Raw genomic sequence first — 15,436 nt, 5'->3', positions numbered from 1 at the left:
CGGCCGAGCCATTGCGTCCATCACGGCGCGGAACACGGTCTGGGCGTTGAAGACCGGATCGGCGAACCCGCCCTCGATCGATTGCGCTGCAATGTCCATCAGTCTTCTCCGCGAACCATGGTGAAGAAATCGACCTTCGTTGCCGCCGTCTCGGCGCGGCGTTTTTCGTGCGCCAAGGTCAGAGCCGACCGCAGAGGCGCTATCAGTCCGGTCTCGACCTCATTGCGGCGGGCAGGGTCCTGCCATAGGGCGTCGGCGATAGCCGCCAGCTTCGCCTTCTGCTTGTCGCGGCCAAGCGCATAGCAATGGCCGACCTGTCCGGTGGGTAGCCTGACCGTGGCGCGGGTGACGGTCGCCTCGCCGACATTGAAAGGGGCGCCGCCGCCGCCGATGCGGCCGCGCAGGGTGACAAGGCCGGTTTCGGGGCCGCGCAACAGCTCGGCGTCCGAAGGCAGTCCGGCCTCATTCCAGAGCCGTACGATGTCATCGCCGCTGGATTGCGTAAGGGTTGCCATGGCGGCTTTGCGCTCGGCCTGGTCGCGGGCTTCCTGTCCTCGCATCAGCAGCATTCCTCTTTGTTAATTTGTCTATTGATGTAGACAACTATACAAATTATATCTATTATCTAACGCGTGTCCATGACGGGTGGATGACAGCGATAGAAGACTGGGCGCTGGAAGGTTGGGGCAATGATGGTCGGGCGGCTGTTAGCGGACAGCATCGAGCGGCGCAGTGGCGTTTCGCTGTGGCGGCAGATCGCCGACAAGATCCTACATGCGATCGCCATCGGCGATTTCACGGAGAATGCAGCGCTGCCGCCGGAGGTGGCGCTGGCAGAACGCTATGGCGTCAACCGTCACACGGTGCGCAACGCCATATCAGCCCTTGTAAGGGAAGGCGTGCTGCGGGCCGAGCAGGGGCGCGGCACCTTCGTACTGTCGCGCAAGCGGCTGTCCTATCCGATCGGGGCGCGCACACGTTTTTCGACAGGGCTGCAAGGGCAAACGACGGAACGGCACATCGTCCTGCTCGCCTCGTCGGTCGAGCCGGCCAGCCAGCGCGTCGCCGAGGGACTGGGTCTTCCCAAGGGAGCCGATGTGATCCGGTTGGAAACGCGCGGCGAAGCCGACGGACGGCCGGTGTCGCGCGCTGCCGGCTGGTTCGAGGCCCGGCGCTTTGCCGGCATCGATGCCGCGATGGGGGAAACAGGCTCGATCACCGCATCGCTGGCGCGGTTCGGCATAGACGACTATCTCAGGCAATCGACCGTGCTGTCGGCGCGCCATGCCGATGCGGCGGACCTTGCCGACCTCGACCTGCAGCCGGGCGCCATCGTGCTGGTCACGGTTGCCGTCAACGTCACGCCGGACGGCCAGCCGATCCAGTTTTCCGAGTCGCGCTTTCCGGCCGAACGGGTGGAGCTGAAGCTGTCGGCGCTGTAGGGAGTGCCCGGCCCAGCTCGGCCGCATTCACTTGCCAGCGGCGGCGCATTTGAGGACCGGCTTCGCCGCCTGCCATGTTATAACCCCACCTCGATCACAGCCTTGATCAGGCCGGATTTCTCATGCGCCCAACGAGCCAGATCGCGCGGCGTGGCGGCGAGTGTGGTGCGGTGTGTGACGAGCTTGGCCAGTGGTACGGCCCCGTTGCGGATCGAGGCGGCGACATGGTCGAAGTCGGCGCGCAGCGCGTTGCGGCTGCCGATCAGCGTCATCTCGCGCTTGTGGAATTCCGGATCGGAAAAGCTGATGTCGTCCTTGACGACGGAGACCAGCACCAGCGTTCCGCCATGCGCGACATGGGCGAAGGCCGACTGCACCGACTGGGTGTTGCCGGTGGCGTCGAAGACCACATCGAAGCCTTCGCCTGATGTCGCTTCCCTGATCAGATCGGGCACCGCGCCGCGCGAGCCGTCTAGGGTCTGGAAACCAAGCTCGTTTCCAGCGAAGGCGAGCCTTTCACTGCTCATGTCGAGCAGCGTCACGTCGAGCCCGGCGATGCGGGCGAAGATGGCGGTGCCGAGCCCGATCGGGCCGGCGCCGATGACCAGCGTGTGGGCGCCGGGGTCGGCGCGGGCGCGCCGCACGGCATGCGCGCCGATGGCCAGGAACTCGACGGCAGCGGCGTCGGCCAGCGAAAGGCCGTTGGCCGGATAGAGATTTTGCGCCGGCACCAGGATGCGTTCGCACATGGCGCCGTCGCGATGCACGCCAAGCACCTCGATCCTGACACAGCAATTGGGCTTGCCGTGCCGGCAGGCGATGCACTTGCCGCAGGAAAGATAGGGGTTGACGACGACGGGCTCACCAATGGCCAGTTCGACGCCTTCGCCGGTCTCCATCACGGTACCCGAGACCTCATGACCCATGATGCGGGGATAGGCGAGGAACGGGTGCTTGCCCTCGAAAATGTGGTAGTCGGTGCCGCAGATGCCGACATGGCTGACCGCCACCAGCGCCCAGCCGGGAGGCGGTGCCTCGGGTGCGGGCCGGTCTTCAAGGACAAGATCGCCGGGCGAACGGCAGAGGACGGCTTTCATGCGCTAATCCAGTCATGAAATCGCCGGCCCGTTGGTGTGGCGGACCGGCGGTTGATTGCGGGGTCGCTACTTGCCGCGGCGGCGCAGGCCGTCGAAGTAGACGATGATGATGATCAGCGCGCCGGTGATGATGCGCTGCCAGAACGAATTGACGTTGAGCAGGTTGGCGCCGTTGTTGATGGTGGCCAGGATGAAGGCGCCGAGCAGCGGCCCATGCACCGAGCCGACGGCGCCGAACAGCGAGGTGCCGCCGATGACCGACGACGCGATCGCCTGCAGTTCCCAGCCCTCGGCCTGCGTCGGGTTGCCGATGCCGATGCGGGCGGCCAGCAGCACGCCGACAAAGGCGGCGCACAGGCCCGACAGCGTGTAGGCCATGTAGATGGTGCGCTGGACATTGACGCCGGACAGGCGCGAGGCCTCGGCGTTGGAGCCGACCGAAAACAGGTATCTGCCCCAGCGGCTGTGGTGCAGGAAGATATAGGCCGGAATGCCGACCAGGATCACCATCCAGAACAGGTTGGGGATGCCGATGAAGGAATTGCGCGAGAAGGCGGTGAAGGTGTCGCTGTTGATGTTGATCGAATTGCCGTTGGTCATCAAAAGGCCGATGCCGCGCAGCGAGGTCAACGTCGCCAGCGTGATGATGAAGGGCGGCAGGCCCATCTTGACGATACCGAAGCCGTGGAACATGCCGATGGCGACACCGACCAGCAGCGTCACCAGAATGGCGAGCCAGATGGGGAAGCCGGCATTGATCATCATGGCCACGACCACGGTGGCGAAGCCGACCACGGCGCCGACCGACAGATCGATGCCGCCGGTGATGATGACGAAGGTCTGGCCGACCGCCATGATGGCGATCATCGAGCCCTGGCGCAGGAGATTGGCTATGTTGTTGGCCGAGGCGAAGCTCGTCGTCGTCACGGAGAGGAGGATCCAGAGCAGAACCAGCAGCGCCAATAGCGTCAGCCCGAACAGGACATTATAGTTGCGCTTCGGTTTTTCGACGGCGATCGCCTCGGTGCTCATATCTGTCCTCCCAACTTTTCTTGTTTCTCGGCGAGCGCCTGAGTGAGAATATCCTCGTGGCTGGCGGCGTGAAAACCGTGCGTCGCCACCAGTTTGCCGCGCCGGAACACATGCAGCGTATCGGCGAGTTCATAGACTTCCGGCAGATAGGACGAGATCAGGATGATGCCGGCGCCCTTTGACAAAAGCGCGCCGAACAGGCGGTAGATCTCGGCCTTGGTGCCGACATCGACGCCGACGGTCGGTTCGTCGAAGATGAACAGCTTGGCGCCGTGCGCCAGCCATTTGCCGATGACGATCTTCTGCTGGTTGCCGCCCGACAGGCTGGATGCCAGCGCGCCACGTGTCGGTGTCTTGATGCGCAGATCGGCGATCTGGCGATCGGCCTGCGTCTTCTCCTGCGTGCTCGAAATCAGCAGATTGTTCGAGATGCGCTTGTAGATCGGCAGGTTGAGGTTGAAGCCGACCGGCAGGTTGAGGCAGAGGCCCTGGTCGCGGCGGCTCTCCGGCGCCAGCGCCATGCCGAGCTTGATCGCGTCATGTTCGGAATTGACCTGTACCTCCTTGCCTTCCCAGAGGATCTGGCCGGCGGATTTGCGGTGGCGGCCGTAGAGCGTGGTGACGAACTCGCTGCGTCCGGCGCCGATCAGCCCATAGAGTCCGACGATCTCGCCGGCGCGGACCGTCATCGAGACATTTTCGAAGCCCTTGCCGGACAGGTTTTTCGCCTCGATGATGGCGGCGCCCGGCGTGAAATGCTCCTTGTGATAGACCTGCTCGATCGAGCGGTTGATCATCATCTTGACCAGTTCGGCATCGTTGGTCTCTGCGATGTTGCGGGTGCCGACCAGCGTGCCGTCGCGCAGCACGGATACCCGGTCGGCGAGTTCGAACACTTCCTCCATGCGGTGGCTGATGTAGATGATCGTCACGCCTTCGCCCTTCAGACGGCGGATCAGCGTGAAGAGCTGGTCGGCCTCCTTGCGGGTGAGGTAGGCGGTCGGCTCGTCGAAGATCAGGAATTTGGTGCCGCGCACGGTGGCGCGGGCGGCGGCTATCAGCTGCTGCTGGCCGATGGTCAGGTCGCCGAGCGTGACATGCGCCGGCAGGTCGAAGCCTAGGTCGTCGATGATCGTCTGCGCCTGCCTGACCATGGCGCGCTGCTGCAGGATGCCGAAGCGCGAATTCTCCTCGCCGAGGAACATGTTGGCGGCGACCGTCAGGTGACGGCACAGCACGACTTCCTGGTGCACGGCATTGATGCCGAGCGCCATCGCCTCGTGCGGCGTCGCCAGGGCGGCCGCCTGGCCCTCCCAGACAATCTCTCCGGAGGTGCGCGGCATGACGCCGGTCAGAAGCTTGATGAGCGTGGATTTGCCGGCGCCGTTTTCGCCGACGATGGCGTGGATCTCACCGGACTTGAAGGCGAGATCGACCGGTTTCAGCGCGTGGGTGCCGGGATAGCGCTTCTCCAGGCCACGCAATTCGAGGATAGTCCGCCCCTGTTCCAGAACGGGTGCGGGATGCAGTTCCTGCGCCGTCGAAATCATGACAATCCTCCCAGATTGGCCTCCCGGATTGGCTTCCCAGGCTGGCCTCACGATTGGCACGCGGCGAGGCAGGGATATGCCTCGAAAACAGCCTGGCTCAGGCGTGCGGATTGCCAAGCCGTTCGTGCGGCAGTTTGTGTCTCCGGGGCGAGGTGCCCCGGAGACGATTGCGGATGCGACGGCTCAGAGCTTCGGATTGAGCAGCGCGTCGATCTTGGGATCTTTCATGTTGTCCTTGGTCACCAGATTGGCGCCGGTGTCGACATTGGCTTCGACCTTCTCGCCCTTGGAGGCGGCGAGCGCGGTCTTGATGCCGTCATAGCCCATCCGGTACGGATCCTGGACGACGAGGGCGGAAATGACGCCGTCGTTGAGGAACTTGATCAGCTTCTCGTCGCTGTCGAAACCGACCAGCGCCAGCTTGCCGCCAAGGTTGTTTTCCGCGACGGCCTGGCCGACGCCCTGCGCCATGATCAGGTTGGAAGCGAAGATGCCCTTGAGGTTCGGGTTGGCGGTGATCAGGTCGGTGGCGATGTTGAGGCCGGTGGTGGCCTGGCCGTCGGCATATTTGTCGGCAACCAGCTTGAGGCCCGGATATTTGGCGGCCAGCTGTTCGGTGAAGCCCTGCTTGCGCTGTTCGAGCGAGCCGGCGCCAGGTGCGTTGGTGATCAGGGCAACGTCGCCCTCGATCTTGCCGCCGTTGGCGGCGCCGATGGCAGCTGCGAGGCCGTCGGCAGCGACGCGGCCGCCCTGGACGTTGTCGGTGGTCAGGAACGAGGTGAAGGCCTTGGAGTCGGCACCGGAGTCGATGCCGATGACCTTGACCTTGGCAGCGGCTTCATCGATCGGCTTGCCGAGCGCCTTGAACTCGGTCGGCGCAATGACGATGGCCGCCGGGTTGCTGGCAACGGCGTTCTCGAGGATCGAGACCTGGCCGTTGACGTCGGTTTCAGCCTGGGCGCCGAGTTCCGGCACGTTGACGCCGAGATCCTTGCCGGCCTTGCGGGCGCCGGCCAGAACGATCTGCCAGTAGAAGGACGTGGTGTCCTTGACGATGATCGGAATGGTGACGTCCGCCGCCGAAACCGGCGCCGGATGCATGACGCCGGCGAGCATTGAAGCTGCTGCCAGCGCCATGACGGCGCGGCGGTTGAGAATGCTGGTCACGAATTTCATGAGGTTTCCTCCCTAAGTCGCCCGGTGAACGATACGGAAGCTCCGTTCGGATAGGCGCGGTCCCAAACAGAACTTTATCAATAAAAAACAGTTGCCCTGTTTTGATAGTGCATCGAACAGATCGATGCAAGCGGTGTTTGACCAGTCGTTGCGAGGTCTGGCAGAGGCAGATCCCCCGCCCTGTTCTCCCATTGGCGCCGTCACGCTTCCGTTCCGTTCTGGGAACGTATGGAATATTAATTCCACCAATTCGTCAATATGGAATATCCATTCCTCCATGTGCCGAAGGAACATGAAGTTTCACACCAGCTCCTGCACCAGCGTGTAGGGACGATATTTGGCGTATTCCGTTTCCGGTACGTCGATGTCGAGCAGCTCGAGGTTGCGCGTCAGATTTGCCAGCTTGGCGGTGCCGGTCAGTACGGTGGCGACGGCAGCTTCATGCAAGGGGAATTGGAACGCTGCGGCGGCGAGCGGATAGCCACCCTCGGCGGCGATCCTTTCCATTGCGCCGACGCGGTCGAGCACGTCATGGCTGGCGGGGCGGTAGTCGAAATGTGCGCCTTGCACCGGGCCGGTCGCCAGGATGCCGGAGTTGAACACGCCGCCAATGACCAAGGAGGTCTGCTGTGCCCGGCATAGCGGCAGCAACTCCGCTTCGGCACTGCGGTCGAGCAGGGAATAGCGGCTGGCAAGCAGGATGCAGTCGAGCGGCGCCCGGCGCATCACGTCCAGGCAGATCTGCACCTCGTTGACGCCAAGCCCATAGGCAGAAATGACGCCAGTCCGTTTCAGCTCTTCGAGTGCCTTGAGGCCGCCATCCATCAGGTCGCGAAAATGCAGCTTGGTCTTCTCGATACCATGGGTGTAGGCGCCGATGTCGTGGACAAACAGGATGTCTATCCTGTTTAGGCCAAGCCGCGCATAGCTGAACTCGACCGACCGCATAATGCCGTCATAGGAATAGTCGTAGTCGAGCGCGAAGGGCAGCGGATCGACATAGGAGTGATCGGGAACCTGATCGTCCGGCACCGGGCGAAACAGCCGGCCGACCTTGGTCGACAGCACATAGGAATCGCGCGGCTTGTAACGCAGGAAGTCGCCGAAGCGGCGCTCCGACAGTCCGAAACCGTAGAAGGGTGCGGTGTCGAAATAGCGCAGGTCGGCATCCCAGGCGCCCTGCAGCGTCTCCATCGCCGCTTCGCGCGAACAGGCGCGGTAAAGGCCGCCAAGTGCGGCGCCGCCGAAACTGACTTCGGTGACCTCCAGAGCTGTCCGACCGATACGGCGTTTTTCCATGCAAAACCTCCCCGTTGCCCGCCGCTGACCGGCGCGCCGTCTATTTTATATCAGTAAAATCTAAAGTGTTGCGCCCAGATGCCAGGGCACGAACTCGTTGTCGCCGTAGCCGAAGTCCTCGCTCTTGGTCTTGCGGCCGGAAGCCGTTTCGACGATCAGTTCGAAGATCTCGCGGCCCATGCCGGCGATGGTCTTTTCACCCGAGGCGATGACGCCGCAATTGACGTCCATGTCCTCTTCCATCTGGTGGTACATGGTCGAGTTGGTGGCGACCTTGATCGACGGCGTCGGACGGCAGCCGAAGCAGGAGCCGCGGCCGGTGGTGAAGACGATGACGTTGGCGCCGCCCGCCACCTGGCCGGTCGCCGAAACCGGGTCGTAGCCAGGCGTATCCATGAACACCAGGCCACTGCCGGTGACTTTTTCGGCGTAACCGAAGACGCCGTTGAGCGGCGTCTGGCCGCCCTTGGCGACCGCACCGAGGGACTTCTCCAGGATGGTGGTGAGGCCGCCGCGCTTGTTGCCGGGCGAGGGATTGTTGTCGATCGAGGCGCCATGCTTGGCGACGTGGTCCTCCCACCACTTCACGAAGCCGTCGAGCTTCTGCGCGATCTCCGGCGTTGCCGCGCGGTAGGCAAGCAGATGCTCGGCGCCGTAGATTTCCGTGGTCTCGGAGAGGATGCCGATACCGCCAACGCCGGCCAGGATGTCGACAGCCGCGCCCAGCGCCGGATTGGCCGTGATACCCGACATGCCGTCGGAGCCGCCGCATTGCAGGCCGACGACGATCTCGCTGACCGGGATCGGCTCACGCTTCAACTGGCCGACTTCCTCGGCGATCTCGGCCAGCACGCCCATCGCTTTTTCCACCGATTTGCGCGACCCGCCGGCGTCCTGGATGTTGAAATGGCGCTTGCCGGCAGCGACGCCCTTCTGGCCGTAGAGGGTGAGCTGGTTGACCTCGCAGCCGAGGCCGACCATCAGCACGCCGCCGAAATTCGGGTGGCGGGCATAGCCGGCAAGCGTGCGGTGCAGCACCATCATGCCGTCGCCGGTGCCGCTCATGCCGCAGCCCTGGCCGTGCACGATCGGCACGAAGCCGTCGATGCCGGGGTATTTCGGCAACAGCGTGCGGTTGGCGGTATCGGCGATGGAATGGCAGACGGTGGCCGAGCAATTGACGCTGGCGACGATGCCGATGAAGTTGCGCGTGCCGGCGCGGCCATCGGCGCGGCGATAGCCCATGAAGGTGCGGGCGCGGTCGGCCTCCGTCGCGTGCTCGGCCTCGCTCGGCGGCACGACCGGCAAGCGGCCGGATTCGAAAACCAGATTGTGCGAATGCACGTGCTCGCCGGCTGCGATGTCCTGTGTCGCGCGACCGATCGCCTGGGCGTATTTCACCACGGCCTCGCCGGCGGCGATCGGCTTGATCGCCACCTTGTGGCCGGGCTCGATCAGCGCACTGGCGACGGCACCGCCCGGCAGCGCGGTGCCGATCTCGATGCGGCCGTTGGCGACGGCGACATTGTCGGCGGGGGACAGAAGAATGCAGTTGGAGGCGTTCACGGGCGGTTTCCTGGGTGATCCTGGGTTGCGCGGGGCGGATTGACACGCGCCTGTTTAGAGATATTGTCTTTTATCGTGAAAAAACAGTTTTGCGTCAATTGTTTTTTCGTGGGGAGTTCCGCATGTCTCCGGGTTGTTCCGGGAAGCAATTTCGCTTCTCAGAGCCATGCGAACGTCATATTGCGCTTCAAACCGTCCGCTGCAAGCGACGGCGTGCAACGGGTCAGGGATGTCGAAGAGCAACAACGTCTACAAGGATGCCTACAACCGCTGCCTGCGGCTGCTCGACGAAACGCGCAGCCTGCCTTCGGAGCCGGAACTGGGCACCTTGCTTGGCGTCAGCCGGACCACGGTGCGCACCATTCTCGCGCGCATGGAAGAGACCGGGCTGATCGCCTGGAACAAGCGCGCCAAGACGGTGCTGCGCGAACCGCTTCCCGATGATTTCTTCCCCGAGGAAGAGACAGACACGCTGGCCGAGATCATCGAACGGTCGTTCATGCGTCGGCTGCTCGCCGGCGGCGCCGAAGCCGGCATGCAGATCAACGAACTCGAACTGGCGCGCGAGATCGGCGTCGGCACCACCAGCGTGCGCGAGTTCCTGATCCGCTTCTCCCGCTTCGGCCTGATCGAGAAACGTCGCAACAGTCATTGGGTGCTGAAGGGCTTTACGCGCGCTTTCGCGCTGGAGCTGACCGAAATCCGCGAGATGTTCGAACTGCGCTCGGCGGCCGCCTTTGCCGCTTTACCGCAGGACAGCGCAGTCTGGACCGATCTCGACCGCCTGGAAGACGAGCATCGCCAGCTGGCAAACGACATAGCCGCCCGCTTCACCGAGTTCTCCGAACTCGACGAGCGCTTCCACCGGCTGATCCACCGGGCATCGCGCAATCGCTTCATCGTCGATTTCTACGATGTCATCGCCATGATCTTCCACTACCATTACCAGTGGAACAAGGCGCAGGAACGCGAGCGCAACGAAGTCGCGATCGGTGAGCATCTGGTCTACATAGAAGCGCTGAAATCACGCGATCTCGGCAAGGTCGACGCCGCTTGCCGCAAGCATTTGAAGTCGGCGCGCCAGACATTGCTGACCTCGATCCCGGAGAGCCGGTCGCTGCAAAAACACTGAGCCGCATCGCGGCTCGGAGCCCTGTTTCATGCATGTTGTCCCAAAACCGCTATACACTTCTGGGCGACATGCCTTGGGCCTGCCGCGTTGCCGCCGCGGCGATTTGGCGATTTTCCACCCGCCGGCCCCGTGCTAGATATGGTTGGTTGCTGCGAAGAGGCAGGGCTTTGGGCGTATCGAGGAGACGATGGAGCATGCCGGTCGCGCTTGTCGCGGCCTATCTGCTGTTGCTCCAGTCGACGCTTGGTGCATTCGCCTTCGGCGCCGGTCCCAATGCATCGCAACTCGACGCTTTTGGCAACGTCATCTGTACCCATGAAGGCGCAACCCAGCTTCCGGGCGGCAACCAGCCGCCGTCCCATCTGCCGGCATGCTGCGTGCTCGGCTGCAGCATGGTTTCGGCGGCCTTTGCGCCGCCGCCCAATGCCGGTCTGGCGCCGGGCAGCCTTTCCTTTGAAACGGTCGCCTTTGTCTTCCCGGCGGCCATCCATCTCGACTTTGCGCGTGAGCGCTCGCCGTCGAACCCGCGCGCGCCGCCGCTGACGGCCTGAGCCTGTTTGCCCGGCGGAACCTTTCGTGGGCGTACCCATCCAAAGATCTAACTGCTCGCGACCGGCAACGGCGCGACCTTCACTTCATGGAGCAACCATGTCCTATTTTTTCCCTGACGCCGCGCGTCCTGAGCCGGGCAGCATTCTACGCGGCATCGAAGAGCGTGTCGGCATTGCCGTGCTGGCTCTTGCGCTGCTGTTCACAGGCGCCCAGTCCGTCCTCGCGCATGAGTTCAAGGTTGGCGATCTTGAGATCGGCCACCCCTGGTCGCGCGCCACGCCGGCCGGCGCCAAAGTGGCCGGCGGTTATTTCACCATCACCAACAAGGGCAGTGCGCCGGATCGGCTGGTGTCGATTTCCTCCGATGTCTCCGAAAAGGCCGAGCTGCATGAGATGGGCGTCAAGGACGGCGTCATGACCATGCGGCCGGTTGCCGGCGGCCTGGAAATTCCGGCCGGCGGCAAGGTAGCCCTTGCACCTGGCGGCTATCATTTGATGTTCATGGGCCTGAAGCGGCAACCCAAACAGGGCGAAAAGTTCTCCGCCACCCTGACCTTCGAAAAGGCCGGCGCCGTCAGCGTCGATTTCGCCGTCGAAGGCATGGGCGGCGGCGCCGTGGACGATCACGCCAATTGACCGCGCCAGCTCGACAAATCTTGAAAATCCGAGGGACCATCATGAACAAATATCTTTTGTCGGCCGGCGCACTTCTCGCGCTCGGAACCAGCGCCGCCTTCGCGCATATCACGTTCGAAACCCAGGAGGCGGCGGTCGGCTCGACCTACAAGGCCGTTTTGCGCGTGCCGCATGGCTGCGACGGCAAGGCGACGACCGCCGTGCGCGTGCAGATTCCGGAAGGGGTGATCGCGATCAAGCCGATGCCGAAGCCCGGCTGGACGCTGCAGACCAAGAAGGGCAAGTACGAGAAATCCTACCAGCTCTACGGTCAGGCGGTGACCGATGGGGTCAAGGAGGTCGACTGGAGCGGCGGCAACCTGCCCGATGAATTCTATGACGAGTTCGTTTTCCGCGCGACGCTGACGGCGGATCTCCCCGTCGGCCAAAAACTCTATTTCCCGGTCGTGCAGGAATGCGACGGTGCAGCCGATCGCTGGATCGAGATTCCAGCGGCAGGGCAGGATGAAGACGCACTGGAAAGCCCGGCACCCGGCATCAAGCTGCTGCCGAAGAAATGATCTCCCAGGCGGCGCGCTCTTTCGAGTGCGCCGCTCTTTTTTCGTGGCGGTGACATGAGCACGACCTCCCTCCTGCAAACGGCTTGCATGACCGGCAAACGCACCGGCCGGCTTGCCGTCGGCCTGTTGGCTGTGATCGTGTTTCTTGCCAGCCTTGCCGTGTCAGATCAGGCCTTTGCCCATGCCGCGCTGATCAAGACCGACCCGGCCGACGGCGCGGTGCTGGCACAGGGACCGGCGCAGTTCTCGCTGACCTTCAGCGAGCCGGTCTCGCCTCTGGTGCTGACGCTGGTGAAGCCCGACGGCAAGCCGGTTCCACTGACCGCCTTTCGTCTCAGCGACCAGACCGTCGAGATCGACAATCCGCAGCCGCTCAAGTCGGGCACGCATGTCTTGAGCTGGCGCGTCATCTCCGCAGACGGTCATCCCGTCGGCGGATCGCTGCTGTTTTCCATCGGAGCGCCCAGCGAACCGCCGGCCGTATCCGAAACCGTCGACTGGCCGTTGCGGTCGGCTATCTGGGCGGGCAAAATCTTTCTCTACGTCGGCCTCTTCCTCGGCGTTGGCGGCGCCTTCGCGCTTGCCTGGTTGGCCGGAAGTGCCCGTGCCGGGCAACGCTTCGTTGCAGCTGCAATCCTGAGCGGGCTGGTCGCGTCGTCCCTGTCGCTCGGATTGCAGGGGCTTGATGCACTCGGGGCGCCGCTCTCCCATCTGGCACAATCGGTCATCTGGCGGACCGGGCTCGGCACCAGCTTCGGCTGGACGGTGCTGGTCGCGCTGATCGCGCTGGGGCTTGGCCTGCTGTCGCTGGCCGGTCCCCGTGCCACCGCCAAGCCATTGGCGCTGGCCGGCCTGGCCGGGGTGGGGATTGCCCTTGCCGCCAGCGGCCATGCCAGTGCCGCCGAACCGCAATGGCTGACGCGGCCGATGGTGTTCCTGCATGGCGTCTGCATCGCGTCGTGGGTCGGCGCATTGGTCCCACTCGGGCTGGCGCTCAAGGGGCAATCGGCGGAGGCCACGCCATTCCTGCGGCGATTTTCTTGGGCGATCCTGCCCGTGGTGGCCGTGCTTGCCGCTGCCGGCACCGTGCTTGCCGTCATCCAGGTGCAAACGCCCGCGGCATTGGTCGACACCGCCTATGGAAGGCTGCTGCTGATCAAGCTCGGGCTGCTGGTCTTTCTGTTCACGCTCGCTGCCGTCAACCGCTGGAAACTCACGGCATCGGCCGAGGCGGGATCGACGGAAGTTCAACGCAGGCTGGTCCGCTCGATCGGCGTCGAGATGTTGATCGTGTTGGCGATTTTCGGCGTTGCCGCGGGCTGGCGCTTCACACCGCCGCCACGAGCCCTGGCGATCGCGGCAGCGCAACCGGTGTCGGTCCATATCCACGCGCTGCAAGCGATGGCCGATCTCAACATCACTCCAGGCCATGCCGGCCCGGTCGTTGCCTCGATGGTCATCATGAGCGGCGATTTCGGCCCGCTCGACGCCAAGGAGGTAACGCTTGTGCTGTCAAAGCCCGATTCCGGCATCGAGCCCTTGAAGCGCGCGGCAACCAAGCCCGGCGACGGCAGCTGGCGCGTCGACAACCTCGTCATTCCGCTGCCCGGCCGGTGGACGGTGCGCATCGACATACTGGTCTCGGATTTTCAGATGGTGAAGATCGAGGCGCCCGTCGACATCAGGCCGTAGGCGGGACTGCCAGGTACCTCTACACGGGCACGACCGACAATCCGGGCAACACAATTCGGCGAGGCGGTTGACGCAGGCGTCAAGGCCCGTCAATCATCGCCCGCAAAATCGCGGTCTCAACAAACGATCCGAGAGCAGGGAAGAAACGATGGAAAAAGCCGAAATCGGCCTGATCGGCCTTGGCACGATGGGCTCCAACCTGGCGCTCAACATCGCCGAGCACGGGCACCGCATCGCTGTCTTCAACCGCACCAGGGCGCGCACCGATGCCTTTGTCGAGAATGCCGGCGCACTCAGGGACATGGTCGTGCCCTGCTACAGCCTTGAAGAGCTCGCCGCCGCGATCCGGCCGCCGCGCCCGATCATCATCATGGTGCTGGCCGGCAAGCCGGTCGACGAACAGATCGCGGCACTGCGTGGCGTGCTGTCGGCCAACGACATCGTCATCGATGCCGGCAACGCCAATTTCCGCGACACGATGCGGCGCTTCTCCGAGCTTTCCGGTTCGGGTCTCACCTTCATCGGCATGGGCGTGTCCGGCGGCGAGGAGGGGGCACGCCACGGGCCGTCGATCATGGTCGGCGGCACGGAGGACTCATGGAAGCGCGTCGAGAAGGTGCTGACGGCGATCTCCGCCAAATTCAAGGACGAACCCTGCGCGGCATGGCTCGGCACCGACGGCGCCGGACATTTCGTCAAGACCATCCACAACGGCATCGAATATGCCGACATGCAGATGATCGCGGAGATCTACGGCATCCTGCGCGACGGCCTGGGCATGGGCCCGAAAGAGATCGGCACGGTGTTTGCCAACTGGAACAAGGGCCGGCTCAACTCCTACCTGATCGAGATCACCGCCAAGGTGCTGGCCGCCGACGATCCGAAGACCGGCAAACCGGTGGTCGACATCATCCTCGACCGCGCCGGCCAGAAGGGCACCGGCAAATGGTCGGTCATCGAGGCGCAGCAGCTCGGCATCCCGGCCACCGCGATCGAGGCGGCGGTGGCGGCGCGCGTTCTGTCGTCGATCAAGGACGAGCGGCTGGCGGCGGAAAAGGCCTATGGCAACATCGGCGTGACGAAGATTTCCGGTGACAAGGACGCCTTGCTGAAAGATCTGGAACTGGCGCTGTTCGCCGGCAAGATCGCCGCCTACGCCCAAGGTTTTGCGGTGATGAGCGGCGCGTCGAAGGAATTCAACTGGAACCTGCCGATGCCGACCATCGCCAGGATCTGGCGCGCCGGCTGCATCATCCGCTCGCAGATGCTCGACACCATGGCGGAAGCCTTCAGCAAGGGCGGCGCCTCGACCAACCTTCTGATGGCGCCGGCCTTCATCTCGCTGATGCAGGAAGCGCATCCGTCGCTGCGCCGCATCGTGGCGAGGGCTTCGGAGGCCGGCTCGCCGGTTCCGGCGCTGTCTTCCGCACTTGCCTATTTCGACAGCTATCGCCAGGGCCGCGGCACCTCGAACCTGATCCAGGCGCAACGCGACTTCTTCGGCGCGCACGGCTTCGAGCGTATCGACGACAAAGGCGCGTTCCATGGGCCGTGGGGAAGCGGTGCGGCTGGCTGACAAGCCGGCCCAAGAGCCTAAACGGAAACCGGGGGTCTGAACGCCTGAACCTCGCTGGTGGCGACCAGGCGCTGCAGCGAGCCGGGTGCGGCGCCGCCGATCCAGCCGAGCCCGGAGCGGGCGAGA

General features: G+C 63.9%; 15 protein-coding genes. 7 read left to right on the top strand and 8 right to left on the bottom strand.

Going from position 1 to position 15,436, the window contains the following annotated elements; all coding sequences use genetic code 11:
- On the bottom strand, positions 1-99 hold a 99-nt coding region (locus EOA22_RS07815), incomplete at its 3' end, for a phosphonate C-P lyase system protein PhnH (RefSeq protein ID WP_206521272.1).
- Entirely contained in the window at positions 99-560 is a 462-nt protein-coding gene (phnG, locus tag EOA22_RS07810) for a phosphonate C-P lyase system protein PhnG (RefSeq protein WP_063170338.1), read from the bottom strand. The genes phnG and EOA22_RS07815, both read right to left, overlap by 1 nt.
- A gap of 132 nt (positions 561-692) precedes the next feature.
- Between phnG and phnF the strand changes: the two genes are divergently transcribed.
- The gene (gene phnF, locus EOA22_RS07805; protein WP_063170337.1) at positions 693-1,442 is read left to right on the top strand and encodes a phosphonate metabolism transcriptional regulator PhnF; all 750 of its coding nucleotides are present in this window, start codon (positions 693-695) and stop codon (positions 1,440-1,442) included.
- Positions 1,443-1,519: 77 nt separating this feature from the next.
- Here phnF and EOA22_RS07800 read toward each other — a convergent pair whose 3' ends face one another.
- From EOA22_RS07800 to EOA22_RS07775, 6 genes are all read right to left on the bottom strand, one after another.
- Positions 1,520-2,539 carry a zinc-binding alcohol dehydrogenase family protein gene (locus EOA22_RS07800; RefSeq protein ID WP_063169032.1) on the bottom strand — a complete coding sequence of 340 codons (1,020 nt, stop codon included), beginning with the start codon at positions 2,537-2,539 and terminating at the stop codon, positions 1,520-1,522.
- 66 nt (positions 2,540-2,605) lie between these two features.
- A complete protein-coding gene (locus EOA22_RS07795) occupies positions 2,606-3,571 on the bottom strand; it encodes an ABC transporter permease (protein WP_013529527.1) in 966 nt (321 codons plus the stop codon).
- Entirely contained in the window at positions 3,568-5,121 is a 1,554-nt protein-coding gene (locus EOA22_RS07790) for a sugar ABC transporter ATP-binding protein (RefSeq protein WP_063169031.1), read from the bottom strand. Before EOA22_RS07790 ends, EOA22_RS07795 begins: the two co-directional genes overlap by 4 nt.
- A 183-nt stretch (positions 5,122-5,304) precedes the next feature.
- Positions 5,305-6,297 (bottom strand): ABC transporter substrate-binding protein, encoded by a 993-nt coding sequence (locus EOA22_RS07785; RefSeq protein WP_063169030.1) that lies wholly within the window; start codon positions 6,295-6,297, stop codon positions 5,305-5,307.
- Positions 6,298-6,597: 300 nt separating this feature from the next.
- A complete protein-coding gene (locus EOA22_RS07780; protein WP_063169029.1) occupies positions 6,598-7,596 on the bottom strand; it encodes an aldo/keto reductase in 999 nt (332 codons plus the stop codon).
- A gap of 60 nt (positions 7,597-7,656) precedes the next feature.
- Positions 7,657-9,162, bottom strand: coding sequence for an altronate dehydratase family protein (locus EOA22_RS07775; RefSeq protein WP_013529531.1), 1,506 nt, complete (start codon positions 9,160-9,162; stop codon positions 7,657-7,659).
- A 229-nt stretch (positions 9,163-9,391) separates the two neighbouring features.
- On the opposite strand from EOA22_RS07775, the gene EOA22_RS07770 reads away from it, so the two are divergent.
- From EOA22_RS07770 to gndA, 6 genes are all read left to right on the top strand, one after another.
- Positions 9,392-10,294 (top strand): GntR family transcriptional regulator, encoded by a 903-nt coding sequence (locus tag EOA22_RS07770; protein WP_013529532.1) that lies wholly within the window; start codon positions 9,392-9,394, stop codon positions 10,292-10,294.
- A 194-nt stretch (positions 10,295-10,488) separates the two neighbouring features.
- Positions 10,489-10,845 (top strand): DUF2946 family protein, encoded by a 357-nt coding sequence (locus EOA22_RS07765; protein ID WP_063169028.1) that lies wholly within the window; start codon positions 10,489-10,491, stop codon positions 10,843-10,845.
- Between the two features lie 97 nt (positions 10,846-10,942).
- Complete coding sequence (locus EOA22_RS07760) at positions 10,943-11,482, top strand: copper chaperone PCu(A)C (protein ID WP_063169027.1); 540 nt, start codon at positions 10,943-10,945, stop codon at positions 11,480-11,482.
- A 41-nt stretch (positions 11,483-11,523) separates the two neighbouring features.
- The gene (locus EOA22_RS07755) at positions 11,524-12,042 is read left to right on the top strand and encodes a YcnI family protein (RefSeq protein ID WP_013529535.1); all 519 of its coding nucleotides are present in this window, start codon (positions 11,524-11,526) and stop codon (positions 12,040-12,042) included.
- Between the two features lie 54 nt (positions 12,043-12,096).
- A complete protein-coding gene (locus EOA22_RS07750; RefSeq protein ID WP_063169026.1) occupies positions 12,097-13,734 on the top strand; it encodes a copper resistance CopC/CopD family protein in 1,638 nt (545 codons plus the stop codon).
- A 148-nt stretch (positions 13,735-13,882) separates the two neighbouring features.
- On the top strand, positions 13,883-15,310 hold the full coding sequence (gene gndA / locus EOA22_RS07745) for an NADP-dependent phosphogluconate dehydrogenase (RefSeq protein WP_063169025.1): 1,428 nt from the start codon (positions 13,883-13,885) through the stop codon (positions 15,308-15,310).
- Positions 15,311-15,436: the final 126 nt, after the last annotated feature.

The organism is Mesorhizobium sp. M7A.F.Ca.US.014.04.1.1, from assembly GCF_003998745.1.
In the GTDB taxonomy this organism is placed as follows: domain Bacteria; phylum Pseudomonadota; class Alphaproteobacteria; order Rhizobiales; family Rhizobiaceae; genus Mesorhizobium; species Mesorhizobium ciceri.
This window is presented reverse-complemented; position numbering and strand designations above follow the sequence as displayed.

What these genes read in the sequence shown, in the direction of transcription:
- phnG (WP_063170338.1), bottom strand. Translation starts at nt 560, where the DNA reads ATGCGAGGACAGGAAGCCCGCGACCAGGCCGAGCGCAAAGCCGCCATG.
- phnF (WP_063170337.1), top strand. Translation starts at nt 693, where the DNA reads ATGGTCGGGCGGCTGTTAGCGGACAGCATCGAGCGGCGCAGTGGCGTT.
- EOA22_RS07800 (WP_063169032.1), bottom strand. Translation starts at nt 2,539, where the DNA reads ATGAAAGCCGTCCTCTGCCGTTCGCCCGGCGATCTTGTCCTTGAAGAC.
- EOA22_RS07795 (WP_013529527.1), bottom strand. Translation starts at nt 3,571, where the DNA reads ATGAGCACCGAGGCGATCGCCGTCGAAAAACCGAAGCGCAACTATAAT.
- EOA22_RS07790 (WP_063169031.1), bottom strand. Translation starts at nt 5,121, where the DNA reads ATGATTTCGACGGCGCAGGAACTGCATCCCGCACCCGTTCTGGAACAG.
- EOA22_RS07785 (WP_063169030.1), bottom strand. Translation starts at nt 6,297, where the DNA reads ATGAAATTCGTGACCAGCATTCTCAACCGCCGCGCCGTCATGGCGCTG.
- EOA22_RS07780 (WP_063169029.1), bottom strand. Translation starts at nt 7,596, where the DNA reads ATGGAAAAACGCCGTATCGGTCGGACAGCTCTGGAGGTCACCGAAGTC.
- EOA22_RS07770 (WP_013529532.1), top strand. Translation starts at nt 9,392, where the DNA reads ATGTCGAAGAGCAACAACGTCTACAAGGATGCCTACAACCGCTGCCTG.
- EOA22_RS07765 (WP_063169028.1), top strand. Translation starts at nt 10,489, where the DNA reads ATGCCGGTCGCGCTTGTCGCGGCCTATCTGCTGTTGCTCCAGTCGACG.
- EOA22_RS07760 (WP_063169027.1), top strand. Translation starts at nt 10,943, where the DNA reads ATGTCCTATTTTTTCCCTGACGCCGCGCGTCCTGAGCCGGGCAGCATT.
- EOA22_RS07755 (WP_013529535.1), top strand. Translation starts at nt 11,524, where the DNA reads ATGAACAAATATCTTTTGTCGGCCGGCGCACTTCTCGCGCTCGGAACC.
- EOA22_RS07750 (WP_063169026.1), top strand. Translation starts at nt 12,097, where the DNA reads ATGAGCACGACCTCCCTCCTGCAAACGGCTTGCATGACCGGCAAACGC.
- gndA (WP_063169025.1), top strand. Translation starts at nt 13,883, where the DNA reads ATGGAAAAAGCCGAAATCGGCCTGATCGGCCTTGGCACGATGGGCTCC.